Origin of the sequence: Bacillus sp. YBsi01 (assembly GCF_038406745.1) — a bacterium.
Taxonomy (GTDB): Bacteria; Bacillota; Bacilli; order Bacillales; family Bacillaceae; genus Bacillus; species Bacillus siamensis.
The window spans coordinates 309,365-334,903 of record NZ_CP151679.1 but is presented as its reverse complement, the minus strand read 5'-3'; the positions used below and the strand labels follow the sequence as shown (position 1 = coordinate 334,903).

Here is a 25,539-nt window from a genome sequence, read left to right as displayed (position 1 = left end):
CTTCCAGCATTGGTGCCCAATTACCTCAGCCTTCCGCAACAACAATGTTTTTTCTCTCCATCCCCAATCCATTCACTTCAAAGTTACTCACTCTTCCGAAATTGTACAATATTTGAAGTGAAGGGAAGAACTAAAGATCAGAGCAAATAATACGCTGAATAAATATATCTCATAACTCGCTAGTATAGACCCTATTGGGTTATAAGGTTCAAAGAGAAGCGCTATGATTAGCCATGCAATAAATGAAAACACTGTGTATATTAAGAGATATTTAAAATTGAACCTTCTAGCTTTTCGGTTTAAGAAAAGCTGCAATGGCAATTCAAAAATTGAATAACATGTCAACATGATCCCGCTAATTATAAGATAAGGGACATATTCAGCTTGATCCAAGGTGATAACATATACCAGTACAGAGCATATGGCCGACAAAATAAGGACAGCTGCGTATCTTACTGCCATCAAATCTATCTCCCCTTACGATTAAAAATCAAACATGCTTGCAATTGCTATTTTTCGTAATAATAAGATTTGGCCCAAGGATAGCTTCTGCCCTTATTTTCACACCATTCAACAAATCCCTTTGATTGTTCTTCTTTAAACAACAACCAGTCATTCAACAAATCTTGATAATAGTTAAGCTGTTTGTTATTGCTTTTTCTTGTTTGTTGACATTCTATCTTGTTGTTCAACTGCCGGGACTTGATAAGAAGTGCTTTATCTTCTTTAATATCGCCTAGATATAAATCTTCGGATATGTGATGAAATGAATACCACAAGGCGTTCAAATGAATATCGATTAACGTTAATAAAGATAATTGTTCATTACTGCCGCCTAGTCTAAGTGCATTATTTAAGTAATCGACACGGTTTTCAGTATTTAAAAACACACCATACCACCTGTATGGTCTTGGATCTTCGGGGTTAGTCTTCATCCATGATTCAAGCAAAGGCTTTAAAAGATCCATTTCTAAAGGGTGAACAAGTATATGGTGAATATCATCTGATGTTTCTAATAAAGCAAATAGCCAACAAGCAAAATTCCGTTGTGCATGATTATCCCACGTCTTGGCTTCATCGATAAACGAAGATAATGCTTTAAAGGATTCTTTACGTAACCCTTTTTCTTTGAGAGAGCAAAACTTTTTAAATAATGGGTATTCATCCAGTCTGTCATTTTTTAAGATATTAGTTAAGACATCTATCATGATTCACATCTCTCTTTGCCTGGAATAAACTTAAACAATTTGAAATACGACATACAATGCAACTTCAGCGATAAGCAAATAAATCATATATCCAGCATAATTAAATACACTTTCATCAGTATTTTTCTCTTTTTTAAAAGTCCATGCAAATAACCCTAATACAGTTGCCACTCACGCGATTTCAATTATTGTTAAAATTGACATACCTTCCTCCTAAAAAAGAACAGGATAAATAGGTTAATTTTCATTGAATTAAGTCTCTTCAGTCAGGATGTATATTACGAAAAATTTCCATTTCTTCATGTTCATCACCTTCAATGAGTTCAAAGCCGCCCGGTACATTATACATTATTTTCCGTTAACATATCAATTCCGGTTAATAACTCACCTTTATCCTGAATTACACCATTTTCATCTTTTCCCCACTACAATTCATTATCTAATAATACTGTACTTTTCAATGAAATTGTTTCATAATTATTTCTCCTTATTAAAGTAATATTGTCTTTAATAAGACTGTTCCAACCTTTTTACCCGCTTACTCTTTCCAATTCAATTCATTTAAACGCTGCCGAGTAATTCCCAGTTCTATCGGTTTATCATCCATAAACTCTCTTCTCAAATGCTTAATCACATAATTATAAGGACAAAGAATCAGGTCTAATGATTCATTTTTCCATTTTAGATAGTACATTGACCTTATTACTCATTCCTCCATGGTAATATCTTGTTGAAGTATTTCGTATGAAAGGATATGATCATGAAAGTTTTCGAAGCAAACAGCCTGCTGGCCGCTGCCAAACAGCGCGCGGGTGAATACAAAAAACTGCGCGGTCAGATGGTCAACCTGAAAAAAGCGTTTCAAGGCATGGCTGACCTCGGTGACAGCGACTTTTCAGGCCGGGGCGCTGACAACATCAAAGCATTCTTCCAAGACCACGCCGGCGTCACAGACAGCTGGCTTGATCTGATCGATATGAAAATCGCATTTCTCACAAGCCTTCCCGGTAAGGTCGAAGATGCCGGACTTTCCAATTCGCATGTGGAGGAATCATTTCTGGAGCACGAGCTCACCCACGCCCTCAGTAAATCAAAGGCAATTATGGAAGAGCAGAAAAAGGACATGCGCTCCATCCTCGGAGAGATCGATGACATCATCTCGCTTGATTTATTTTCAACGGAAAGCACAGATCAGAAGCTTTCTTCAGCTGACAAAAAAAGAAGCGAAACGATACATAAACTCGGCAAGCTTGACCACGATCTAACGAAAGAATACGCAGAAACCGAAGCGAACGAACAGTTCATTCAAGCCGACTTCCAGCAGCTCCAAAACGCCACAGGCAAAGGAAAAAACGCCACGCCGCTTCACTACAACGCCAAGGCATACCGAGAAAGCGACATCCATAAGAAAAAAGGCGATATCGCAAGACATTCGGATGCTTATTTGACGATTAAAAAGGAAGAAGCGAAAGAGCGGGAAATCAAGGATCTGAAGAAAAAGCTGGCTGATGGTGTCACCGATCCGGATGAGTATTTGGAAATCGCGAAGAAGATCGGCTATGAAAACCTTGAACCCGCTCAGGTGGAATATGTGATGCAGCTTGAACAAGCAAAACAACTCGAAGAAGTCGGAGAAACGGCTTGGGACATCGTCAAAGGAATAGGCGTCGGCCTTTATGATGTCGGAAAAGACACCGTAACCGGCGTCAAAGATCTGGCTGTCGGCGCATGGGATTTTTACCATCTCTCTGATGAACAAAAAGTCGCTAAAACCATATCGGCTGTACTGAACACGCCCTCTTACGCAAAAATCATATGGACAAACCTGGCGGATTCATGGAATGATAAAATGATTAACGGGGATGCGTATTCAAGATCACATTACATCACCTACGCCATCGGGAGCATCGTCGGACTAAAAGGTTCCGGCTCAGCTGTAAAAGTAACAAGCAAGCTCGCGAAAACAGGCGCCGCCAAAGTGGATAACGTCTTGGAAGCCGGTGAAAAAGCGGCTGCAAAACATGTAAAAACCGGGATTGAAAAAGGAAAAAATTATATCAATTCCGTTTCGAAAAATAAGTATGAACCCGCACTTGCCGGATTAGCACAGGATATTGAAAATACTCACAATGTGAAGAATACGCCTTTGTTGAAAAGTATTATTAAAGAGCAGAAAGAGAGTGTTCTCAGGCAATCTGTCAATTCAAATGGTATTAATAAGAAAACGATAAAGCACGTATATCATGGTGAAGTTAATAGGAAAAATAAAGCTGTAGGTTATCATCACGAGAGTATGATGGGTGGCAATATAATACCTGGAACAGAAGAAGTGCCTGATATAAATGGGGTATATAGAGCTAAAGTAGAAGTAAAAGGAATAAAAAAAGTAGCAAGGTCAACTTTCTTTCCAAAAGAATGGGATAGAATAAAAGTTTACAATACAATTTCCGAAGCTTACAAAAACAAAAAACAAGTACGAGATAATAAGTATATCGGCAAAACATCATCAGGGATTGATGTAGAGATGTATATTAATAAAGATGGCTCAATAGCTACTGCATATCCTTTATATAAAAAACCAAGGGAATGATTGAATTTATTATGGAATATTCATTTGAATGTAAAAGAGACCATTTAGGATACTTACGAGTAGTTCTCCCCGCAGAGTTAGAATACTTTTCTGATTTCATTGAAGACATTGTTTCGATAGATGAAGCTGATGAATACTTGAAAATGATTCAAGACGTATTGGATGGTTCTTCTGAAGAATATGAGATTCAACTAAATACAACCATTGCATATATAAAAGAAGATCAAACTGTTATAGAACACCTTCATACAGAAAATGAAAACGATAGAAACTCCATGGAGACAGAAAAATTCAAAAAACTTATACTCGACTGGAGAGACAAGATCCCCCAAAGGTATAAGAGTGATGATTAAAACTTTAGGTCCCTTGAAATTCAAGGGACCTTTTTATTACCTTAATACCGCTTCAAGTTTCACTTTGTTTTCGATCCGCAGTTACTATCTGGAGAACTCATAAGGAACGGTCTGACGAATTTTTGGTTTTCAGTGCATAATAGCTATCAATGCCATTTCCTTGCCCTTCTTACTGGAATAATGTAAGCCTCTAGAGCCGTTTCAATAAAAAGTAAAAAACCCTTGCTACGCAAGGGTTTCGGCTATGATTCCGACTGGGCTCGAACCAGCGACCTCTACCCTGTCAAGGTAGTGATTACCTTCTGAGCTGTTATTTTTATTCCTGACAAATACTTATCCATCAAGGGATTGCAAATTTAAGATCTGATCTTTTCTGATTAAAAATAATGATTGTTGGCAGGTTTGGACAACAACTTGCCAACAATTTTCCACTTAAAACCAGAGATTGAATCCACAGCCTTGCCAATATTTTCTCCATTGATAAAAGAACTTATGTTCGCATATAATTTATTCAAGGAGATGAAATCAAAATGACCGATTTTGAACGGAAAGTGTATCGGATTATTTTTAACATGACCCGCTTCGGGAAAAATCCCTCCATGGAACAATTGAAAAGGAAAACCGGAAAAGATGAGCAGACAATACGTGCTGCTGTGCGAGGTTTAATGATGAAAGGTGAATTGAAGTGGGATAAAAAAGAAGAAAAATGGATAATATAAAAAGAACCCACTTTTTTAGAAGGTTCTTTTTATATACCTATTCCCTTACTTAACATTCGTTTTTGAATGTTAGTAAGAGGTGATACTTCTAATAATTCAGGGTTCTCCATAAGAACTTGTGCAATTTTTTTTCTAATGTTATCTTGCTTTTCAACAAGAGTAGTTTTTAAGGTTTCCCAGTTTGGTCGTCCATTTTCTGTTTCTATTTCAAAAAAACGATCATCAGCATTACCAGCGTGGAATAGAGTATCGAAAAGAATTTTCCCCTGCATATTTTCACATGAAATATCCCGGTCTAATTCAGGTCTTAATTCATGGAGCGACTCTTGAGCTTGAATTAATACACAGAAAGAATAATCATCCCTCTTTAATTCAATTGTTTTTAAAATACTCATTTTTACTCCTACCTTCCTTAAACACATTATACCCTAATTCACACGAAAGTATTCATCAATTAAATCCAATACGGTTGTAATGGTATCTCGCCACGATTTTTCACTGACCATCCGGGTTGTATCGTTTTTTTGATCATAAGCATCCCAATGAAAAATTAAATCTCTATTATTTTTGTAGTATCGGTACAGTTTATTCATGTATTTTATTTTTTGCGGTGAACCTACTTTATCATGATATGTTGTTTTTAAGCAATATGTTCGCTTCATTCCAGTTTTTTCTTCAAAAGCTTTCCGGAAAGAATCATCTGAATTAATTTGATGCTTGTCCAACACATATTTCAAAAACCCTTCCATGCCTCTGAAAGCAGGGAACACTAAATATGTAAAATCATACATGTCTCCTTGCAACTGTAGATTTAAAATAGCCTGTTTTAAAGTATTTTCAAGTTTAGTTGAAAGTACAACATTTTTATTAGGAAGTAAAAACTGATATTTGTTTTCAACAGTTTCTTTATCAACATCTATGTTATAGTAGCTTGTTAAAACTTCATGTATTTGTTCTGAATTAACAAGTTCAAGTACATAAGTTTGAGTCAGTGAGAAAATAGTTTCCGGTTTCCCTTGTAACACCAATTTATTTTTTGTTTGAAAATAAATAATCGTGAGTTTTTCTTTATCTTTTTTTAAGACCCACCTAATACTATTCTTCTCTTCCTCTTTTTGAATACTTATACCCTTTATATCTTCTTGGACAATTGTAAGGATTAGCTTAAATTCCTCTAAATCAATGTGATCTACGACCAAATAATTGTCTCCTGTTTTTGGTTGTTGATTTATATTTAATGCTTTTTTAGCTAAGGAATCAACTAAATCGTTGTACTCGTTGTTTGAGTGACCTTTAACCCATTCAAATGAAATATTAATTTTTTCTTTTTTCTTCTCAATAAATTCTTTATATTGCTTTGCAACAAAGGTATTTGCTCTCCATTCTCCTTTAGCCCATTTTGCAATACCTTCATAATCATGGTGAATATGAATATTATCAAACTTTAAATCAATGGCTTTATCAATAGCAACCATTGTACCCAATAATTCACCAGCAACATTGTTTGAAACTAGAGCTTCTTCCTTATTATCACTACCGTAATCTTTTACCTGTTTGCCATCAGGTAAAAGTAACAGTAAGCCATAAGAATACCTTTTTAATTCTTTTTTATAACTACCATCTACATATGCAATGACAGTGTTTTCTTTAACCAATTCAGTTTCTTCTGTTGTTGATGGTGTTTCCTCTTTTTTATCTTCTTGATCTAGATAAGCTTGGGCTTCTTTCATACTTGGAAAACTTTTATATTCAGCGTTACTAAATCCATTCACAGCTTTCTTACATTCTTCCCAAGTGAAAAAAATGCCGGTATCGAGCCCTCTTCTAACTGCATATACTTTCTTAGCCATGACACTTCCCCTTCTTAATGACATCTAATCCAATATACCATTAAAATAGGAAATATAGAGTAGTTTTCTAGAATTTTTTTGAATTTCCCGTGACCTTGATTTACACATTAAAGTTCATCTATAACCAAGACAATAATATAATCCGATATAACTTACAGTATTATCCCTTATTTCAACAAAATACGATAAACAATCCCCCTCATCTCGAGAGAGTTTCATTCATCATTTGTCCGGTACTTCTTCCGGCCGGCTTCTAATTCTTTTTTAAAGGCTTGTACATGTTCAAGCAATTGTAACTGTCCCAACCTTTTTAACCGGCTTGAGCTTTCCAGAAGTGACAAGGGTGCTGCTTAAACGCTGCCGAGTAATTCCAAGCAGCTCCCCCGCTTCTGCTGCAGTCAAAACTTCTTCCTGGATAAAACTTAATTTTTTCGGTTTTTTTCATGTCGTTTTTCTGACCAAATCATAATAAGACCTTTGAATAGTGTGAGGATCACAGCCAGATATAAAATTACACTCGCTATCATTCCCGAAAGCGATAAGTTTTTAGAATCAATAGCGACAAGGCCAAATAACATTATTAGAAGTATGGCCATATCTGATGTGCTGTACTTGCTGAAATAATCTTTCATCATACAAAAAATGGATGAGTTACAGTATACCGCAATACGCTTTTGCGGCATACCGCAATCACTTTTGATGTATACTGAGTGTATATTCGAGGAAACAGGGGGTTTCCCCCCTTAAAAACCTTGAAACCTGCAGTTGCGCTTCTAGCTTTGGCGGCGGAAGCGCTTTTTCTCCTTTTCTCCTCGCTGCTTCTTTTCATTTTGGAATATGTCATAAAGCTGTTTGCCAATTGTGACAATCCCTGCAATGGAAAGTACCCAGTCTTTAAACTCATCCACTTAACCACCTCCTAACACAAGAATTATACCATTTTTATCCGAGACACCAATATATTTCATAAAAAAACCACTCTAAAGAGACGAATGCTCCGCTAGTCATTTTTACCCAACCACATCAAATCTGCTTTCTCTTATCTCTATTCAAGAGCAACACAAGGAATAAAGACGCAGACCAAATGATTCATTTTTCCTTTTCAATCGTACAGCGACCATTTTCTTCATTCTTCCATGGTAATATCTTGTTGAAGCTTTTTAAAAGAAAGGATATGGTCATGAAAGTTTTTGAAGCAAACAGCCTGATGGCCGCTGCCAAACAGCGCGCGGGTGAATATAAAGAACTGCGCGGCCAGATGGTCAATCTAAAAAAAGCGTTTCAAGGTATGGCTGACCTCGGTGACAGCGACTTTTCAGGCCGGGGCGCCGACAACATCAAAGCCTTTTTCCAGGACCACGCCGGCGTCACAGACAGCTGGCTTGATCTGATCGACATGAAAATCGCATTTCTCACAAGTCTTCCCGGCAAGGTCGAAGATGCCGGACTTTCCAATTCGCATGTGGAGGAATCATTTCTGGAGCATGAGCTCACCCACGCCCTCAGTAAATCAAAGGCGATTATGGAAGAGCAGAAAAAAGACATGCGCTCCATCCTCGGTGAGATCGAAGACATCATCTCGCTCGAATTGTTTTCAACCGAAAACACGGATCAGAAGCTCTCTTCAGCAGACAAAAAAAGAAGCGAAACAATACATAAGCTCGGCAAGCTCGATCACGATCTAATGAATGAATACGCAGAAACCGAAGCGAACGAACAGTTCATCCAAGCTGACTTCCATCAGCTTCAAAATGCCACGGGCAAAGGAAAAAGCGCCATGCCGCTTCACTACAACGCCAAAGCGTACCGGGAAAGCGACATCCATAAGAAAAAAGGCGATATCGCAAGACATTCGGATGCTTATTTGACGATTAAAAAGGAAGAAGCGAAAGAGCGTGAAATCAAGGATCTGAAGAAAAAGCTGGCTGATGGCGTAACCGACCCGGATGAATACTTAGAAATCGCCAAAAAGGTTGGCTATGAGAATCTCACCCCAGAACAGCTTGAATTTGTTTCATTTCTGGAACAGCGTAAAGCTTTCATGGATAACGGAAAAGAAGCATTGCAAATCATAGGTGATGGCGCCAAAGGTCTGCTTGTTGGTGTATACGATCTTGCCAAGGATACCGGTGAAGGAGCACTTCAACTCGGACGGAATATCGGTTGGACAATTGACAACTTAAACAAAGATCCTCAAAAAGTTCTGGATACTGTTCTGGAATACGACTATCTAGGTGTCTTTCAAAGTATGGTTGACACATTGAAGGATGATTGGGATAAAAAGATGATTCACGGCGATGCATATACACGGATGCACTATGTTACTTACTTGGGCGGAAGTCTTCTGTTATTGAAAGGCGGAAAGTCCTCTGTCTCAACAGGTTCGAAAGATCTTGCTAAAGTTGGGAAGGCGGCTAGCGAAAAGATTAAAAATGGCAATCCGTCTGTCAAGCCTTATGCCAATAGATATACCCCTGCATTAGAAGGGATTTTACAAGACGCCGGGAATACTATTAATGTTAAAAATACGCCGCTTTTAAAGAGATTAGTTCAATCAAAGGATGATTTGTTTACTAAAGCCGCACCTTATACTTACAGAGATGAATACGGAAACCTCAAAACAGTTAACTTAAAAATGGGCCATCTTAAAAACCAAAAACATCCTAAAACTGGAGTTCCATATAATAAAGACGGTTTCCCAATTTTCAAAGCAAAATTTGATACGAAGATTGATTCTAGACTCTATAAGGAAAGCGATTATTTACAATTTAAAGATGCAACCTTAAAATTAAAAGAAGAAATTGAAAAGGATCCTTTACTTAGAAATCAATTCAATGACCTTCAAATCGAAATGATAAAAGCTGGTGAAACACCAGACGGATATACTTGGCATCATCACCAAGATTCAGGGAGAATGCAATTAGTTGACCAAAAGGTGCATCGGCAAACAGGCCATACAGGAGGCCGGCACCTTTGGGGTGGTGGAAGTAAGAACAGATAGGAGTTGGTCAATATGACAGAGTGGAGATTTGCCGAAGAACCCATCGGGGAAACAACTGTTAAAAAAATCGAAAAGGCTTTAGATATTAAGTTTCCAAACGACTACATTTCAACTATATTAAACAACAATGGAGCACGCCCAAGTAAAAAGATTTTTGACTATGAAAATACAAAAGGCGCGGTTTTTAATCGATTACATGGTCTAACTGAGGATAGTTCAAGTTTTATTTTAGAGGTTTTAGAAGATTATCAGGATGGAAGAATGCTTTCAGGGGTAGTCCCTTTCGCCTGTGATCCTTTCGGTAATGAAATCTGTTTCGATTATCGTCAAAATAAAGAGAATCCCACCGTGGTATTCTGGGATCATGAAATTGCATATGAAGATCCTGATGGAGCTTTGAGTCATATATGTGATTCATTTACGGAATTGGTAGATAAGCTCTATGAAGAATAGAAACACAAAGTCCATATAAAAAAGCCCTTCCCTTTTGAGAAGGGCTTTTTGTTACTTCAATAATCTTTCCAGTTTTGCTTTCGTTTTCGGTCCATAAATACCATCTGCAGTCAGGCCATACATGGACTGGAATCGTTTGACCGCGTTTGCTGTTTTCGGCCCGTAATAGCCATCTATTCCGTTGTTACTTGCCCCTTTGTCCGGGTAGTAATAGAGAACCGCCAGTGCAGATTGAATCTGTTTCACGGCCGTTCCCTTAGTTAAGGGGCTTGTCACTTTAAAAACGCCTGACGGCAACGTGTAAGATGATTTCTTGCCGCCTGATGGAGAACCGGCCGATCTGGTCAACTTTAATACCTGACCAACTTTTATCAGATTCGGATTCTTGATGCCGTTCAAGCTTTGCAGGGTTTTCATGCTTACGCCTGTTTTCTCTGCAATTACAGAGAGGGCATCTCCCTTCTTTACGGTGTACGTCGCCCCACTGGGCTTTGAATCTGTTTTTTGTGGTTTGGATGCTTTTTTACCTCCAAGGCGTTCAAGTTCTGCAGCAATGGCCGCTTTCACTTCATCCCAGCGCCCCGCATCTAAAATACGGTGCGGGCAGTATTTCCCATTCCAGTCCTGATGCTTTCTGATTTTGTCAACGCCCCATCCGCGCTCTTGAAGTAACTGAGCGACAAACTTGATAGCCAGCGCCTCCGCTGCTTGGTATCGCGCTCCGCCTGACTTGCTGTAGCAGATTTCCACACCGATAGACTTACGGTTCCCGGTTCCGTTTGTACCGTCGCCAGAATGCCAAGCGTTCCGATCCAGCGGAATCCCCTGAATTACTTCTTTATCATCTACGGCAAAATGATAGCTTGTCGATTCGCTGTTTCCCGTCATATAACTGATTTCATTGGCGGCTGATGCGTCGTTTGCTGTGTTATGGATGGTGATATACTCCGGCGTCATTGGATTCGGGCATTTCAGGCTGTATTCTTCGCTTGGGACTAATCTCTTTTTCACTGCAATTGTCATAAAAAATCTCTCCTATTCTGTTTTGAAATATAAAAAAGCAGCCGGGTTAACCAGCTGCCTGATCGTCTTTTTCTGCTTTCTGATCGTTGTCGCTTTCAATTACATGGAGCCGGTCAGTGATGACGGCCGGAATTTTAACGCCGATCTGTGCCAAGTTTTCCGTGATGGACAGGCCCTCATTTGCGATATAAAAAAGAACGGTTCCAAAGGTCAGAACACCGTTCAAATTTGTTATCGTATCAATAATGTTGGCGACGATGACCACCATAAAACTGAGCATCTTCCGCACATACCCAAACCACGCGCTGCGGCTCCGGAGCTGCTTCATTTTCCACGCTTTGATAATGCCGGTGATGACATCCAAGATGCTTAGGATCAGAAGCAAGTCAAGGTATTTCACCTCCCCGAAAAGATATGTTCTTGCGATCTGTAAGCTTTCAAAATTCATCCACACATGTATTCCCTCCATTTTGATCACCTCCTCCGAGGCAAAATAAAAACACCTATTCAGTTACAGGTGTTGGTTCACTATTATTTTCTTTCAACGCTGCTGTCGCGTTTATTTGCTTTTCGAGTTCCTCGCGTTTATTATCTGCAAACGTGTATAGCGCTTTATATTCGGCCAGCTCATTATTCTTCAGATTCAATTCCTGCTGTAGGGAAGCAGCTTTATATGCTGCAATTTGTAACTGGTCCTGAAGTTGCTCTTTTGTCATTTCTTGCATTCCTTTCACTCCTTACTCTTGATCGGGATACGCATTACCGCGTTCGCTTTCTGTAATTTCATCATATTCCGCTTGTGTGATGCGGCCTTTCTCAACGGCTTTTCTCATTTCACTGGTCAAAACAGTTCCGTTTTTCCAGCAATCCTCAAAAAACCCGAAAAGAGCACTTCGGTTCTCCAATGGGCTCCCCCGTTTCCTTTTATTGATTCATCAAGAGATTGCAAACCCGCTGAAGGTCAAGGACTTGTTCCTGCAACTTTTCCTCTGTAGTCTTTTCCTTTTCTCTATCTTTTGCTTCAATATTTAATACCACGGGCTCAAGCTTCATCTTTGTCACCCTCCTTATTTTGAACGTAGATTGTTATAAGCCCCTCTCGGTTGCCTTGTGGATCAACGACAATTTGAACTGGAATCATAATAAGCTTTTTGCTCCCACTGTACCCTTGATAATAACCGTCAGGCTCTACATAGGTTTTTGTGAGCAAATAGCTTATTTCATCAGACTTTATATCATGAAGGACATATAATTGATACGCTACTTTGGTTTTATCGTCCGGCTGCAGATCGAACGAAACAGCCTCCATGGGATATGTCTTGTCTCCTTTTTTTATAGAGCCGGCAGTTATTTCGATTCCCGCGCTGGTTTCTTCTATTTCGATGCCGTCCGCATAATAAAGACTCATGTTAAAATCCCTTTTTTCAATCATAAAAATTACTCCTTTATTGTGATTCGTAAAAAATAACAATTTGAACCTTTATCGTTTTTCCGGCAACTCCGGCAGTAGTCCCAGTTCCTCTCACTCCAATATCAACAGAACTGGCGCTTATATTTTCTAATCCCACCGTAACCGCATTAGAATATGCGCCAATCGCTGTACCTACCGCCGCAAAAACATTCTCAGGCGCATAATCAAAACTATCAACAAAAGGAATGCGATTGTAGCGCGCGTACGCAGTTGCCCCTCCGTCCGGCGGCAGTTTAATGTCCCAAGTAAAGCAGTAAACCATCAAACCGTATTGTAGGCCTCCATGCTCGTCTTCTAATTCTGTAGAAACATTGCCACCCATCAATTTGAATTCGCAATTTTTTGCATTCCCTGCTACAACTTTGGTTCCCAATGGTAGCGTTAAATCTGATGCATCAACAATCGTTTTTTGGCCTGATTTCAGTCGAATGACCCCGGGGACATCAATATCTAAATTATTCGGTTTAAAGCGATAAATAGTAGCTGATCCTTCAAAAAGGGCCTGATAACGGTTATATGTGAACGGCTCTCCTATATTTTTAGGATTGGTAGTAGCAGTAAGAAGAAAAGCGTCTTCTTCAACAGCTGCCTGTCTTTCCATTTTCATATTAAAATGGCTTATAACTTGTCCAACATCTCCTATTTCTGAATACATTGAAATAGTTGGAACCGTTTCATATGCGGTTTGCTCGCCTGCGCCGCGGAGCTCAATTTTGCCATCACCAATTGAGACTGTTCTGTAGATTTCATTAGAGGAATCACCATGATCGTAAAACCTTCCTTGTTCCTGCGTTATTTTCGCAGAACTAACAACTAATTTGTTGTAATCATAATGAGAGTCTCTGGTGAATTGGTAAATCTTATCACCTTCGATATAGTATTCGGCATCTTCTGATTGTGTCAGCGCCTCGAAACGGGCCCCTTTTATGTCCACACCCTCTATCGTGATACCTTTCAACGTCCCGACGTTTATTTTGTCCGCTGAAAGGTCTTGGATCTTGGCGTTTGTTATTGAACCGTCAATGATATGCGCAGTGTCAATTATGGCCGTTCCAAGATGCGCCTTTTTAATTGCGGCGTTCGCGATAGCAGCAGATCCTACCGCCGCGTCTGCAATTTTTGCTGATGTTATCGCGGCTGATTGAATATTGGCAGAACCGACCGCAAGGTTTGCGAGATAGTTATTCGTGATGACTCCATCAACCAGGGCTACGTCATAGGGACTGTAGCCATACTCTTTAAATACCGATCCTTTTCTGACTTGAACTTTTCTTACGACATAACTGCAATTACTGTTATCATCAGAACCACGCCCGCCCAAACCAATTGTGTAATTATTACCGGTTTCCGGTGCCGTGAATTGAATATTCACTCTTACGAATTCATCAGCCGGGTAATTGCTTATGTCAGTGAGTCCGCTTTCATCCAAGGAAATAAAAGTGCTTCCTTTTTTTAGATGATTCCAAGATATATCTGTTGTATTATTTCGTTTCACTTCAAAAGACAAAGTATATACTTGATCTTTTACAAGCGACATCGTCTGTTTGACAGAGAGTTGACAAACACCAAAAGCCTTGTTCCCATCCTGAGAAATTGTCATTTCATTGAATTCTTTTTTGTCTATCGTGTACTTGGCGCCTGAATAGGCATACCACCAGTTGCTATCCAACAATGAACCCGGCAAAATATTGGCATCATCAAAGTTTCTGGAAAGCTTATCAGCATCAACGGCCAGGTCGGCCAGTTTTTCCTTTGTGATCGCTCCGAAAACAATGTCATCAGTCAGAATGCGCTGAGTGGTCGCGGAAAACTGATCCGTGAATTCGCTCGCTGTGCCTCGTGTGTTGATTGATCGCAAGCGATAATACCAAACTTCATTTACTCCCGTAAAATGCTCATATCCGCCTGTTTTGCCTCTGAAAATACGATTCTCTCTTAATGGGATGAATCCATTTACTTGTGAAGCATATACCTCATAGGCTGCAATATAACTGGACGGATCATAATCCCATGTCAGGGCCACATTCTGAAACATTGCCTTGATCACTACATTCGACGGAACTGGCGGGGCTTTGTCAGGGAAACTGCCATCCGTAACCTCGCCGGCATCCGGTTTACTTTCCCAAGTACCGCGATTTTTTTCAATTACGCTTTCAATTTGATCAATCCGGCCATCTTTTTGTAATGCTGATAAAAATTGACCGATCTCTACGACGCAAGTATTTTCTGGGTCGGTAATATCGTATTCCATTGAAATAACGCGCTGCGATGTCTCAATCGGGATAGCGAAGTTTCGATCAATTGCGATCGTTGTATCTCCCAATTCCACATGTTCGTGTTCGTGTCCCGGCACGCTCTCAAGCAGCTGCACGGACAGCTCATAATTGATTTCTGTCTTACATGCAGTCGTTATCAAATGATTATATGTGGCCTTTAAGAGTTCTTCCGGATCCGTTATGTCTTCATTATTGAACTGGCCTTCCCGATGGATCAAATTTCCATCTTTAAGGCGCCCCAATCTTTCTAATAAATCCGGATCGCCAACCCACTCCTGGCCTAAAGGCTTATCGACCGGGTCGCCTTTTGATTTTTTCCATTCTACTTCAGAGAAATCAATAAAACGGGAATAACCGCCCGTCTCCTCTCCTTCCTCATCCGTAGACGCTATGGATGCTCCATAACCCCAAAGGGCTGTCACCGGGTAACTGATAACGGTCCGCCGGATATTCGTTGTATCCTTATCACTCTCAAAGCGCTTCCCGCTGTCTTTACCGCGACGGGGAAGTATTTTTATGATTCGTTTGACGACCTTATTTCCATCAAATTCTATAGTGTCCTGAAGCTCTCCGCCCCATATATTGATCACGTCAGCAATACAATCCAACGCTGTTTTTTTATAGAAGGTAGTCGAATTCACTCCAAGCTCGGCCGTTACTTCCGCCACCCATCTTGACCGAGAAAGGACGTTGTCCAGTACAAACTGAGCAGTTTTGTTAGTTGGGCGGAAATCTTTTACAAATGTTTCGACAAGCTCCATCATGGCAGCCTCACAGGTAACCTGGGTGTTAACCTCTCCTTCTTCGTCTGCATCATCCAATTCCTTGATGACAAACAGACGCAGTACACCGTCCTTATCCCTGAACACCACTTGATTCTCTTCAAATAAGAAGCGTGCGTCAGGATGGGAGGCGTCCGCTACAAAAGAAAAAGAAGAGCCCTTGTTCAGCTCTTCCTTGTATTTTGCATCCCAGAACGTACAGGTTTCTCGTCCGTAGCTGGACAGCACTGTCAATAATTTATCATCTGGTGAAAGTATATAAATGTCAGCCATGACCGGACCTCCTTACAAATATGCCTCATTAAATTTGATGCTGCTCTTATGACTGAACTTGATTTTAACTGGCGTCCTGGGCGGCAGCAGAAACCAATCTGATTGAATTTGAAGTGCTGTCATGATTAAATTACCGCTGCAAGTGACCTTTCTTTTTGCTGAATCAATTACAAGAGTGTCACCAGCGATGAAATCGTACAGCAGCTTGATCGTTTTCGATACAGACCCATCAGCATTAAGAAGAGCCACCTCATATGAAGTGGCTTTCTCTTCAAAAACGCATTCGATTGTTGGGTCTACGGCTGCATAGCCCGGATTAGTAATAGTTTGAACACCTGAATCAAATTCAAAATCCTTCGCTAAGCCGTATTTTTTTGGATCCGGACAGATAAAAGTCAATGTTGCAGTCTGAAACCCTCCCTGTTCTTCGCCTTCTGAAATGCTTTCAAAGACAGCGTTATAGAATCTGTCAGGCTCATCATGAAAAATTAACGGTTTAGGCTCTTCGGTGTGCAGAATAAAAGTCAATTCCTCCTGCTTTTTCTTCAACTCTTCTTCACTTCTGAAGGCAAAAAGAACCTCAATGGTTATGACTCTTACAGGGATTCTTGTGTTCCGCAGGAAACCACCGGGGCGATTCCCGATAGTGGCTGTATTCACTTCTCTTCCTGTCACTCCCCGGCCGCCCGTGGTCTTCACATAAAAGAAGGGTGATATATCAATGCCGTCAAACGTGATTTTCCATTGGTTAGGCAGTAGTTCCTGATATTTGATCAATTAAATCTCGTCCTCCTTGCGTTCGACCTTTTCTGAGCGTCTGTGACAGGTTTTTCTACGCCTTGACCGACCTTCTTGCTGTCCATCTCAACAACAATCATTCTGTCAGGCAATTCAAGGTTCCGGATGTCCGCGCTCAATTCTTTTCTAACCGTGCCGAGTTCGCTGCTAGAAATGGATGTGTCATATGCAAAATTCAGATCCTCCTGCTGAATAGTCATGGCATCACTGACGGCGCCCATAGCTTTCTGAACAGTGCCGATACCATTCTGAATCCCCACAGCGATACCGGCAGGAACCATGATCCCGACCTGATCCCGCATCAATCTGGATGGGGAGTGGATTTTCAATTTTTTCTTAATGGTTTTCTCAATTGTCGAGGCGATGGAATTTGCTTCTTTTGCCAACTCGCCCTTCATATTCTTCATTCCAGAAATAATGCCAGCCATTGTATTTGAACCGATGGCTTTTCCGCTTTTCTTGAGAGAACCAAGCTGTTTTACATCCACTGTAAGCTCCCCAATTTTGCGGAGATAGTCATTTTTCAAAAGTGCCAGTTCTTTATTTGCGGCCGATCGTAATTCATTTATTTTCTTGGTCGTCGCGTTCTTCAAGCCGGTTAATTCTTGGGCAGCTTGGTCACTGGCGAGCTTGTGCTTTTCTTTCCACAGACTGACATACTCATTTAGCTCTGAATCAGTCATACGGGCTATTGCATTAATCTGATCAGCTGACCCGACACCCATTTCTTTCAATTCGTCTGTGAATGCCTTCGGTGCCCGGCTTGCTATTTTTGTAATGTCAGTGTTGAACGTTTTGATCTTGTCCAGCTGCTTTTTAAGATTTGAAGTCAGCTTGGAGCCGTTCACATTTTGACTTGAGACATCGTCAAATAGACCGATGGCGTTATAAATCGCGTCAGTTCGGTCTTGCAGCTCTTTTTTATAGGCATCATTGGCCGCCTTAATATCGGCAGTCAGTTTATCATTCACACTTTTGAATTTTGAGAGATAAGTATTGTTTGCAGAAAGAATGCCCTTGTTAAGTTTGTCAGCCGCTTTCTTTTCGGCTTCCTTCTGCTTTCTGGCCTTATCAGCCATAGCTTTTTGAGTCTGATAGATTTCCCGTTGAACCTTTATTTGCTGGTCAGAATTCAGCTTGTTCTTCTTCTTGATTTTCTCAAGCGTTTTGATATAGGTATTCCCGCTGATTTTTCCTGTATCGTATTTTGCCTCAGCTTTCTTAATCTGATCTGATACTTTCTTGGTATACGCCAGTTTCGCCTTCGCTTCCTTGCGCTGCTGCTCTTTCAGTAGCTTCTTCTGTTTATCAGAGGCGCTTTTGGATGCCTGATATATCTCGCGCTGGATTTTTCGGTTTTGCTCGCTGGTAAGCTTGTTTTGCTTCTGAATCTTCTGCAATGTTTTGATATACGTATCGACGCCCATTTTCTTGGTGTCATACTTCACTTCAGCGTTCTTAATTTTGTTGGATACCTTTACCTCAGCTGCCTTCTGAGCCGCTTTTGCTGCTTTTGCCGCAGCCGCTTTTACTTTTCCCTGTGATTTATCAATACCAGCCGCCATACCGGTGCCGACGTGATAACCGACCTGGTCACGCATTACCCTTGACGGAGAATGGATTCCGAGAAGCTTTTTCATGCCGTTAGGAATTGCGTTTGCCATTGATTTCACTTTGCTCGCTAACGCCCCCGCCATGCCGCTGATACCATTTATTAAGCCTTGTATGATGTTGCGGCCAATGGACTTGAGGTTGATGCCCCTAAAAAACTTCATGACACCATTCCAAATGCTGACGATACGTTCTTTTGTTGCTTGGATACGGTTTACGATTTGCGCTTTCATGTAGCTGAATGCTGTAGAAGCCGCGCTTTTAATGCCGTTCCAAATGGACATCACTTTGCTTTTCACTGTATTCCAGAGGTTTATTACGCTGTCTCTCGTCGCTACAATTCTATTGACGATTTGCGCCCGCATGTAGTTGAAGGCTGTGACAGCTGCACTTTTTAAAGCATTCCAGACAGATGTCACTTTGCTTTTTATCGAGTTCCACAAACTGACCATTTTGTCTCTGGTTGCAATAATCCGATTCACAATTTGTGCGCGCATATAGGTAAAAGCAGTCACTGCACCACTTTTCAGGGCATTCCATATGGACGATACTTTACTCTTAATTGCATTCCAGATGCTGATCATTTTATCTCTCGTCGCAATGATCCTGTTAACGATCTGGGCCCGCATATACGTAAAGGCTGTGACAGCCGCCGATTTAAGACCTGACCAAATTGAGGTAATAGTGTTCTTAATGCCGTTCCATACTGAAGTCGCAGTCTTCTTAATACCATTCCAGACATTAGAGAAGAACGACTTTAGCCCGTTCCATGTTGATGTCGCTATCGTCTTTATACCTGTCCAGACAGTAGACAACCAACTGGAAATAGCACCCCATACCGCAATTGTAGCCGATTTCACCGTGTCCCAATTCGCGATGATCAAGGCAACCAGACCGACGACAGCCGCCGTAATCCATCCGATAGGCCCCATTGCGATGACCCATGATGCCGCCATACGTGCCGCCTGTGCTGCCGCTTGTGCCGCAAGCACGACGAGTTGCCGGCCGAATAAAACCATTTGCTTACCGCCTGCAACCAACAAAGATATAAAATTGCTGATCTGCGCCGCCGTCCAGGCCGCTGCCATGCGGGTTGCCTGCGCTATGGATTGCGCTGCGAGCACGGTCATTTTGGCAATGAAAAGACCCATCTGCTTAATCCCGTTTGTCAGCATTGTGATAAAAGAGCTGATCTTCATTGCTGTCCATGCGGTTGCTGTACGGGCAGCACTTGCGATTGATTGAGCCGCCATAACAGTCATATTCTTGATCCATAAACCCATTTGAACAATGCCGCGCTTCAGAGCAGAAACAAACGCTGATATTTTCATGGCTGTCCACGATGCCGCCATTTTCACAGCATTAGCTGTTGCACTTGCTGCCATCGCTGTATACTTCGCAATGAATTGTCCCATAGTTGCTATCGCTGATTTTAATTGGCCAATCAGGCCGGACAGCTTTATACCCGCAGCTGTGGTTTTGAAGGTTCGTAGATAATCAGCTGCATCTTTAAAATCTTTAAGACCGTTGGTAACAGCGCTTACCGCTACTATCGCCGGAACAATAGCTCTTAAAGCTCCAAGTAATGAGATACCGACTGCGATAAATTTCCCGATTGCCGGGTTTGCCTCCATCGCCGCATTAGTAAATTTCAAAAACCCGTTTACATTCTCCAAAATCGTTTTTCCGAGTGGAGCCATGCCGACAAGCAAGTTGATGATAGTCTTCGCGATCTGCCCCAATGTGCTCCATACTGTAGGGCCGTTGGTTTTGATATAGTCTATGAACGATTGAAATTCTTTTGTTTTCGTAACGCTGCCAGCCCACTCATTGAACCGCTTGGTCAGATCTACGAGGGATGTCATCATGTCTTGAGACATAGGAGCGAATCCAGTAAACAACTTTGTCAGGCCGCCCGAAAAGTTTCTGATGATCTGCAGCAGTTTTGGGCCGTTGGTTTTTGTATACTCCACAAAAGTTTGAAATTTCTTTGAGGAACCCAAGTTTGCTGACCATTTCACCCATGATTGGGTCATTCCTTCGATGGATTTTGTCATGCTCTTTCCGGTCGGTCCGAATGCTACGATGAGATTGAAAACTGTCCGCAAGACATTCCCGGCAGATCGGCCGAATGAAGCAAACGCCTTCGGAGCTTCTTTGTTCAGATAGGAAATGAATCTCTGCATGTCCGGAGCCTTGAAAGCCTTGTCCATGCTTTTTGCCAGTCCCACGCCCTCTTTCGCCAGCCCGTCAAACATTGGAATCAGTGAGTTAAGCGCGAGTTTGAACGTATTAAGAGACATACCGAATGTTTTTAAGATCGGCTTTTGAACCATCGTACCGATGTCCCGCCAGTTGTCTTTAAAGTCTTCGAGGTTCTTTAATGCCTCTCTCTCTTCTTTTCCAAGAGATTTTTGCAGATTATTGATCTGTTTCATGATTTTAGCGCGCTCTTTTGCGCTTGTTGCATTGTCCAGCTTCTCCTGCAGCTTGGAAAGGTCTTCGGATGCTTTGAATACACCGCTTATCGAAGTAATAGCAAGGGCGCCGAATGCCGCCGCGCCTGTTCCCGCTGTTGCAAATGCACTGGTTAACCCCATTACTCCGCCGGCTGCCACCCCGAGCATAGGACCCAATGAGCCGATTACCCCGACAATACTTGCAAGGGCTGGCGAAATTGCAGGGAGTAGAGACGTTAGTGCCCCGGCAATTGAATGACCGATGACTGTTGAAACTGAGTTTGTGATCTTGGCAAGCCTGTTCATTGACGTTTCAAACCGATCAATTCGAGCCTCTATACTGATCCATACTCTTCTCGGTAAGGACGCCAGAGCAGCGCGAGCCGTTGCCACAGAGCGCATAAGCGCAGCCGTGTTTCCGTTTATGACCGTGGTAATTCTGTTTGGCAGTGAAGCCAAAGCTGAACGGACTGACGAAACCCCGCGCATGATAGGCGACGTGGCCGCATTAAAAGTGGTAGTTACGTTATGAGATACTGATGCTATGGCTGACCGCGCAACAGCGACAGCACGCCCTAAAGGAGTGGGATTTCCGTCTATCGTCGTTGTGATTCTGTTCGCCATCGCCGATAGCCCTGCTTTAGCGCGTGCCAATGCGGAAGATAACGGCCGCACATTCCCCATTAATTGCGTGGTGACAGTTTGGGGAATCTGTCTTAATCTTTGCTTCGCCCAATTGATGGCCCGAGTTAAAGGGTCTGAATCCGCATCTAAATCAACTCGCGTGCGTTCATGTCGATGAACAAAGTTATCTATTTGTTGAGTCGCCTGCCGTACTCTTGCTTGAAAGCTGGCAATTTCGGCGTCAATCTCGACAGTGTGATGATCAGCCATCCGGCGCATTATATCGTTGACACGATCCATACTGCGATTAAATTTTCGTGTCTGTGCTTCAACTATCGCTGTAAGTCTTTCGATCATTCCCTCACCCCATTCCTTGTCCGAATTTTGCAAAGTGGTTGCGGATTGCATCATTAAACCGCTGAACCCCTTTGGCTCGTTTGCCGAGCTCGTTTACATCTGACTTGCGCCATTTGTCGTTATCGCCAGTGATATTACGCTCCAATTGGCGTCTGGCCTTCTTCGCATCAAACATTTTCGTTTCTTTGGGGCGCTTCTCATTCATGGCGTAACGGTGAAACATGGCGTTTCTTGCCATAAGCTCCAATTCATCTATTTCTCGCAACTTGGCCCCTTTAAGCAGAAGCTTGTACTCGTTAGGAGTCCATGACATGATTAAATCCACATCATAAACCCCAAGCCAATGTGCGGAATTCGTAATTATTTGGTCATAGTCGATCCCGTTCTCTCTTTGTACGCCTCTTTCATCATCTTCAGGACTTCCTTGCCGTTCTCTTCGTCCTCCAGCCGTTTCGCTTCCATTTCCGGTGTTTCGTTCGGAGCCGGTTTCTTCCCTTTGTTCATCTTCTCCATCATCTTCCAGCGCTGACGGATCACGCCTTTGAAAAAACCCGCTGAGTCCAGTGTTGTGAATGCTTCATTGATCATTTTGTCAATTGCCTCGCCTGTCTCGTCTTCATCAATGATTTTCATGATTGCTTCTTCAATAGCCTCAGTTGATGGCTTTTCTTTCTTCAAGTAAGCGAGTGCACAATCCCAAAAAGCAGAAAGGTAGGAAGCCTCTTCGTTAAGCAAGCTCATGTAAATATTCATTGTGCCGCCTTTGCCCTTTTCGTCCGCAGTGGAATATTTTTCGTTTGCCAATCTATCAAAAGCAAAGTCGCAACGTGATTTGTATTCTTTATCTCCGATAGTTAAGTAAGCCATTTATAAAACCTCCGATTATTTTTGTATGTTAAAAAAGAGCCCGGGAAGCCCGGGAAGCCCGGACCCTATGATTCCTTTTCTGTTCGTATCGTAAAATTGGCCGAACGTTCCGATTCCCCGGCCGAGTTCACTGCCGACACGTTAAAAATGTAGGCGGTATCCGGCTTCAGGTTAGGATTCGACGTGTACGAATTCGTTGAGACAGTCGCTATTTTCGCGTAAAATCTGTAAATGTTGTAAGATGTCGCCCCTTTCACCGCATCCCATGAAAAACTCACCTGATTTGAAGTGGCGCTTTTCGCAGTTATATTGCGGGGTACGTTAGGGCGTAACCGCTTGTGTTTGCGTAACAATCTCAGACATTGAGGACTCGCCCGCATCGTTCACAGCAGAGACATTGACCGTAAGTTTCGTGTCGGCCGCAATTCCTGTCAAGGTGTGGGATGTGCCAGTGACAGTTGCGTCCAGCTGCTTGCTCGCTCCCCTGTATACCTTATATGAAGTTGCCCCATCTACCGCATCCCATTTCACGGTCACGCTGTCAGACGTAGCCGTGAACGATAAATTTTGGGGCGCCTTAGGGCGTAGTTGAGCCGCCGAATTCCTCAAATTTAGTCGCGCCGGCAGAGGATTCAATAGCTTTTAACACTTCTTCCGGAAGTGGAGGCAATTCGCCTTTGAATGTTTTCCCGAGCACAGGCAGAGTTATTGAAACCTCAACAAACCCATCCTGCGGCTGACTGAATTCCAAACTTTCAATAATTGCATGTCCAAAAACAGAATCATGCTTATCATTTTTGTTTTTGTTTTTATTGACTTTCCAGACCTTAATTGCCTTTTCGTTATCATAAGCACTTTCAATCGCTTCCTGCCCCGGATCGGTCACAGCAGCATAATAAGTCAGCTCAAAGCTTTCATTTTTTGTACCATAACCAACAATACGACCTGATTTTGTGGATTCGTCCAGCGTGTCCTGTTCTTTCGTGTGTGACCCTTCTGTTTGAAAGGCGATGAACAGCCCGTCTGTCCCTTTTGCATCCATCGGCTGCACAAAATAAATCTCATCTTTACCGTTCAATAATTCCGGCATTTTGTTCATCCTCTCAATTGTTTATTGTGAAGCGCATTCTGAGAATGCCGTGACGCGTGTACCCGTCAATATCGGTGATCACCTGCATGCTGCGCATCTCAGAACGGCATAAAGAAAAGCCCTCTATTGTTAGGGGCCTGCTTGTTAACGCTTGAAGCATGAGGCTCAGAATCTCCATCGCTTCCTTTTTTCCTTTGTAACCTGACCAGCAGTGTAAAACCACATTGATTTCTTCACCGCTGGATGTCTTGGTTTTAAATGGGGATACATCATCATCGCCCATTGTCACATAAGGCTTTTGCTGATCTTTCGGGACTGCATCAAAGACGCCCGTGACGCGCCCGTTCAGCTCTTCGTCTGTTGATAACCTCTTAAATAGAGCAGCCTGCAACGGCCACAAGGCAGATCGCATGATGACAGCTCCTTTCTATCACATTTGACTGGCAAAATACCGCATGCCTTCGTCCACCGCTGGATTCCAGAACGGCTGTGCCCGCATTCCCCGCGTGACCACCCATCTATTAAGCTTGGTGTCATAATAAACCCACGGCGTTTGCCGGCCGCCGCCTTCCTCTGCGTAAATCCCTGTTCCGTATTCCACATATACGGCATAATCGGCACCAACAGAAATAACGGCACGTAAGCCGCCCTCTTGGTAGTCGATTTCAATTGAATTTTTCAGGTTCCCCCCGTCTATTGCGGCGGTCGGAGCATTCAGAACAGCGTGGCTGTAAATCAGCTCGGCCGTGTCTGTGACCAGTTGCTTAATATCATCTATGACCCGGCTTCTGAACTCGCTTGTGGCTCTTTGCATCTGCCTGACCCATCTACCACTGACCTCAGCCATTGCCCTTCAACACCCCCGTAACCTGACATTTCAAATTCATAATCTCATGCATGCCGCCCTGGTCGATCGGATCTGATTTGAGAGTCAGCACCTTGTTCTCGTAGATGATCCGCATTGTCTTCTCAATATCATTGCGGTACGGGAAATATACATTGCAATCAACCGGGTTCTGAAGTTGCTGAGCCTGATAATATTCCCGGGACGTAATCCCACCAACAAAAGCCTCTGTTGTGAGATAATCAGTGAATTTTTCAACATAGCCCCCGCCGCCGTCCGGCACCTTTTCCATCCGCTGAAACGTGATTTTGTGGGGGAATTCCTCATAAATCATTTAACTCTCAGCCTTCGATATGGCGTAAGGTGTTTAGTGATGTACCGAGGAAATTCTGTATTGTACGAATACGACACATCCCCCATGCTTCTTCCCGAGAGTCCAGAAGGATTCATGTTATATTCTGCAGCCTTCGCAACAAAAAGCTTCACGCCAGCTGGCAAAGCCTCCGGGTCGAAAGTGTTGCTACAAAAATCACTGGCAGACTCAATCAAAATAGGGACTATTTCAGATAAATATTCGTCATGCCTATCTGTCTTAATCTCTGTCATTCGCTTTACTTGTGCGATGTCCACTGAATCACCTACTCTTCACCTAAGACAATCTTGATCAGTTCGTCTTTAGGCGCTTTAGGGTCAAAATCATATTCATTCTCTTTCAAGAAAGCAATAATCTCATCTTTGTTTACCTTCTGCAGTTGAGTCTCAGTCATATCAAGAAGATCGGCAGCTGGCTTCTTGATCTCATCCACTCTCTTAAAACCAATGTGAGAATAAACCACCTCAAAAGCCTTTTCAGTGCATTCAATTGTTTTAGAACCGTTAGATGCTTTCAT

The 25,539-nt window shown here is 42.1% G+C and carries 29 protein-coding genes and 1 pseudogene; 5 read left to right on the top strand and 25 right to left on the bottom strand.

Annotated elements, in window-relative coordinates:
• Positions 1 to 87 precede the first annotated feature (87 nt).
• Together AADZ70_RS01950 and AADZ70_RS01945 are read right to left on the bottom strand one after the other, a co-directional pair.
• Complete coding sequence (locus tag AADZ70_RS01950) at positions 88 to 462, bottom strand: UPF0715 family protein (RefSeq protein ID WP_342007631.1); 375 nt, start codon at positions 460 to 462, stop codon at positions 88 to 90.
• A gap of 47 nt (positions 463 to 509) precedes the next feature.
• Positions 510 to 1,208, bottom strand: coding sequence for a hypothetical protein (locus AADZ70_RS01945; RefSeq protein WP_342007630.1), 699 nt, complete (start codon positions 1,206 to 1,208; stop codon positions 510 to 512).
• Positions 1,209 to 1,968: 760 nt separating this feature from the next.
• Here AADZ70_RS01945 and AADZ70_RS01940 point away from each other — a divergent pair.
• The 3 genes from AADZ70_RS01940 to AADZ70_RS01930 all read left to right on the top strand — a co-directional run bounded on the left by AADZ70_RS01940 (position 1,969) and on the right by AADZ70_RS01930 (position 4,870).
• Complete coding sequence (locus AADZ70_RS01940) at positions 1,969 to 3,798, top strand: T7SS effector LXG polymorphic toxin (RefSeq protein ID WP_342007629.1); 1,830 nt, start codon at positions 1,969 to 1,971, stop codon at positions 3,796 to 3,798.
• Entirely contained in the window at positions 3,795 to 4,151 is a 357-nt protein-coding gene (locus AADZ70_RS01935; protein WP_342007628.1) for a tRNA-Val4, read from the top strand. The genes AADZ70_RS01940 and AADZ70_RS01935 overlap by 4 nt, the downstream gene beginning before the upstream one ends.
• 530 nt (positions 4,152 to 4,681) lie before the next feature.
• The gene (locus AADZ70_RS01930; RefSeq protein WP_342007627.1) at positions 4,682 to 4,870 is read left to right on the top strand and encodes a hypothetical protein; all 189 of its coding nucleotides are present in this window, start codon (positions 4,682 to 4,684) and stop codon (positions 4,868 to 4,870) included.
• 29 nt (positions 4,871 to 4,899) lie between these two features.
• On the opposite strand, the gene AADZ70_RS01925 is transcribed toward AADZ70_RS01930, so the two are convergent.
• The 4 genes and pseudogenes from AADZ70_RS01925 to AADZ70_RS01910 form a co-directional block, all read right to left on the bottom strand.
• Entirely contained in the window at positions 4,900 to 5,265 is a 366-nt protein-coding gene (locus AADZ70_RS01925) for a type II toxin-antitoxin system RnlB family antitoxin (RefSeq protein ID WP_342007626.1), read from the bottom strand.
• 33 nt (positions 5,266 to 5,298) lie between these two features.
• Complete coding sequence (locus tag AADZ70_RS01920; RefSeq protein ID WP_342007625.1) at positions 5,299 to 6,720, bottom strand: viroplasmin family protein; 1,422 nt, start codon at positions 6,718 to 6,720, stop codon at positions 5,299 to 5,301.
• 215 nt (positions 6,721 to 6,935) lie between these two features.
• A pseudogene (locus tag AADZ70_RS01915) lies at positions 6,936 to 7,137 on the bottom strand (DNA-binding protein).
• Positions 7,138 to 7,493: 356 nt separating this feature from the next.
• A complete protein-coding gene (locus tag AADZ70_RS01910; protein ID WP_259347430.1) occupies positions 7,494 to 7,628 on the bottom strand; it encodes a hypothetical protein in 135 nt (44 codons plus the stop codon).
• Positions 7,629 to 7,900: 272 nt separating this feature from the next.
• Between AADZ70_RS01910 and AADZ70_RS01905 the strand changes: the two genes are divergently transcribed.
• Complete coding sequence (locus tag AADZ70_RS01905; protein ID WP_342007624.1) at positions 7,901 to 9,721, top strand: T7SS effector LXG polymorphic toxin; 1,821 nt, start codon at positions 7,901 to 7,903, stop codon at positions 9,719 to 9,721.
• A gap of 12 nt (positions 9,722 to 9,733) precedes the next feature.
• Positions 9,734 to 10,174: an SMI1/KNR4 family protein gene (locus tag AADZ70_RS01900; protein WP_130571121.1), complete on the top strand. Its 441-nt coding sequence runs from the start codon at positions 9,734 to 9,736 to the stop codon at positions 10,172 to 10,174.
• Between the two features lie 51 nt (positions 10,175 to 10,225).
• On the opposite strand, the gene AADZ70_RS01895 is transcribed toward AADZ70_RS01900, so the two are convergent.
• From AADZ70_RS01895 to AADZ70_RS01805, 19 genes are all read right to left on the bottom strand, one after another.
• On the bottom strand, positions 10,226 to 11,197 hold the full coding sequence (locus AADZ70_RS01895; RefSeq protein WP_134986469.1) for an N-acetylmuramoyl-L-alanine amidase: 972 nt from the start codon (positions 11,195 to 11,197) through the stop codon (positions 10,226 to 10,228).
• 46 nt (positions 11,198 to 11,243) lie between these two features.
• The gene (locus AADZ70_RS01890; protein WP_048367939.1) at positions 11,244 to 11,666 is read right to left on the bottom strand and encodes a phage holin family protein; all 423 of its coding nucleotides are present in this window, start codon (positions 11,664 to 11,666) and stop codon (positions 11,244 to 11,246) included.
• 34 nt (positions 11,667 to 11,700) lie between these two features.
• Positions 11,701 to 11,922 carry a hypothetical protein gene (locus tag AADZ70_RS01885; protein WP_048367942.1) on the bottom strand — a complete coding sequence of 74 codons (222 nt, stop codon included), beginning with the start codon at positions 11,920 to 11,922 and terminating at the stop codon, positions 11,701 to 11,703.
• Between the two features lie 12 nt (positions 11,923 to 11,934).
• Positions 11,935 to 12,102 (bottom strand): XkdX family protein, encoded by a 168-nt coding sequence (locus AADZ70_RS01880; protein WP_017417519.1) that lies wholly within the window; start codon positions 12,100 to 12,102, stop codon positions 11,935 to 11,937.
• A 19-nt stretch (positions 12,103 to 12,121) separates the two neighbouring features.
• Positions 12,122 to 12,250 carry a hypothetical protein gene (locus AADZ70_RS01875; protein ID WP_017417518.1) on the bottom strand — a complete coding sequence of 43 codons (129 nt, stop codon included), beginning with the start codon at positions 12,248 to 12,250 and terminating at the stop codon, positions 12,122 to 12,124.
• Complete coding sequence (locus tag AADZ70_RS01870; RefSeq protein ID WP_017417517.1) at positions 12,240 to 12,629, bottom strand: hypothetical protein; 390 nt, start codon at positions 12,627 to 12,629, stop codon at positions 12,240 to 12,242. The genes AADZ70_RS01875 and AADZ70_RS01870 overlap by 11 nt, the downstream gene beginning before the upstream one ends.
• A gap of 13 nt (positions 12,630 to 12,642) precedes the next feature.
• The gene (locus AADZ70_RS01865) at positions 12,643 to 15,999 is read right to left on the bottom strand and encodes a prophage endopeptidase tail family protein (RefSeq protein WP_342007623.1); all 3,357 of its coding nucleotides are present in this window, start codon (positions 15,997 to 15,999) and stop codon (positions 12,643 to 12,645) included.
• A gap of 12 nt (positions 16,000 to 16,011) precedes the next feature.
• The gene (locus AADZ70_RS01860; RefSeq protein WP_342007622.1) at positions 16,012 to 16,776 is read right to left on the bottom strand and encodes a distal tail protein Dit; all 765 of its coding nucleotides are present in this window, start codon (positions 16,774 to 16,776) and stop codon (positions 16,012 to 16,014) included.
• Positions 16,773 to 21,848 (bottom strand): hypothetical protein, encoded by a 5,076-nt coding sequence (locus tag AADZ70_RS01855; RefSeq protein WP_342008036.1) that lies wholly within the window; start codon positions 21,846 to 21,848, stop codon positions 16,773 to 16,775. The genes AADZ70_RS01860 and AADZ70_RS01855 overlap by 4 nt, the downstream gene beginning before the upstream one ends.
• A gap of 4 nt (positions 21,849 to 21,852) precedes the next feature.
• Complete coding sequence (locus AADZ70_RS01850) at positions 21,853 to 22,161, bottom strand: hypothetical protein (RefSeq protein ID WP_071348589.1); 309 nt, start codon at positions 22,159 to 22,161, stop codon at positions 21,853 to 21,855.
• Positions 22,162 to 22,208: 47 nt separating this feature from the next.
• Positions 22,209 to 22,715, bottom strand: coding sequence for a tail assembly chaperone (locus tag AADZ70_RS01845; protein WP_031378545.1), 507 nt, complete (start codon positions 22,713 to 22,715; stop codon positions 22,209 to 22,211).
• Positions 22,716 to 22,780: 65 nt separating this feature from the next.
• A complete protein-coding gene (locus AADZ70_RS01840; protein ID WP_223253963.1) occupies positions 22,781 to 23,095 on the bottom strand; it encodes a fibronectin type III domain-containing protein in 315 nt (104 codons plus the stop codon).
• Positions 23,037 to 23,351: a fibronectin type III domain-containing protein gene (locus AADZ70_RS01835; RefSeq protein ID WP_342007621.1), complete on the bottom strand. Its 315-nt coding sequence runs from the start codon at positions 23,349 to 23,351 to the stop codon at positions 23,037 to 23,039. The genes AADZ70_RS01840 and AADZ70_RS01835 overlap by 59 nt, the downstream gene beginning before the upstream one ends.
• Positions 23,293 to 23,805: a phage major tail protein, TP901-1 family gene (locus AADZ70_RS01830; protein ID WP_101605523.1), complete on the bottom strand. Its 513-nt coding sequence runs from the start codon at positions 23,803 to 23,805 to the stop codon at positions 23,293 to 23,295. The genes AADZ70_RS01835 and AADZ70_RS01830 overlap by 59 nt, the downstream gene beginning before the upstream one ends.
• 13 nt (positions 23,806 to 23,818) lie before the next feature.
• On the bottom strand, positions 23,819 to 24,217 hold the full coding sequence (locus AADZ70_RS01825) for a DUF3168 domain-containing protein (protein ID WP_342007620.1): 399 nt from the start codon (positions 24,215 to 24,217) through the stop codon (positions 23,819 to 23,821).
• 18 nt (positions 24,218 to 24,235) lie between these two features.
• On the bottom strand, positions 24,236 to 24,652 hold the full coding sequence (locus tag AADZ70_RS01820) for an HK97 gp10 family phage protein (RefSeq protein WP_014471518.1): 417 nt from the start codon (positions 24,650 to 24,652) through the stop codon (positions 24,236 to 24,238).
• Positions 24,645 to 24,983 (bottom strand): phage head closure protein, encoded by a 339-nt coding sequence (locus tag AADZ70_RS01815; protein ID WP_342007619.1) that lies wholly within the window; start codon positions 24,981 to 24,983, stop codon positions 24,645 to 24,647. The genes AADZ70_RS01820 and AADZ70_RS01815 overlap by 8 nt, the downstream gene beginning before the upstream one ends.
• Positions 24,980 to 25,279: a phage head-tail connector protein gene (locus tag AADZ70_RS01810; protein ID WP_015388403.1), complete on the bottom strand. Its 300-nt coding sequence runs from the start codon at positions 25,277 to 25,279 to the stop codon at positions 24,980 to 24,982. Before AADZ70_RS01810 ends, AADZ70_RS01815 begins: the two co-directional genes overlap by 4 nt.
• Positions 25,280 to 25,287: 8 nt before the next feature.
• Entirely contained in the window at positions 25,288 to 25,539 is a 252-nt protein-coding gene (locus AADZ70_RS01805; protein ID WP_342007618.1) for a hypothetical protein, read from the bottom strand.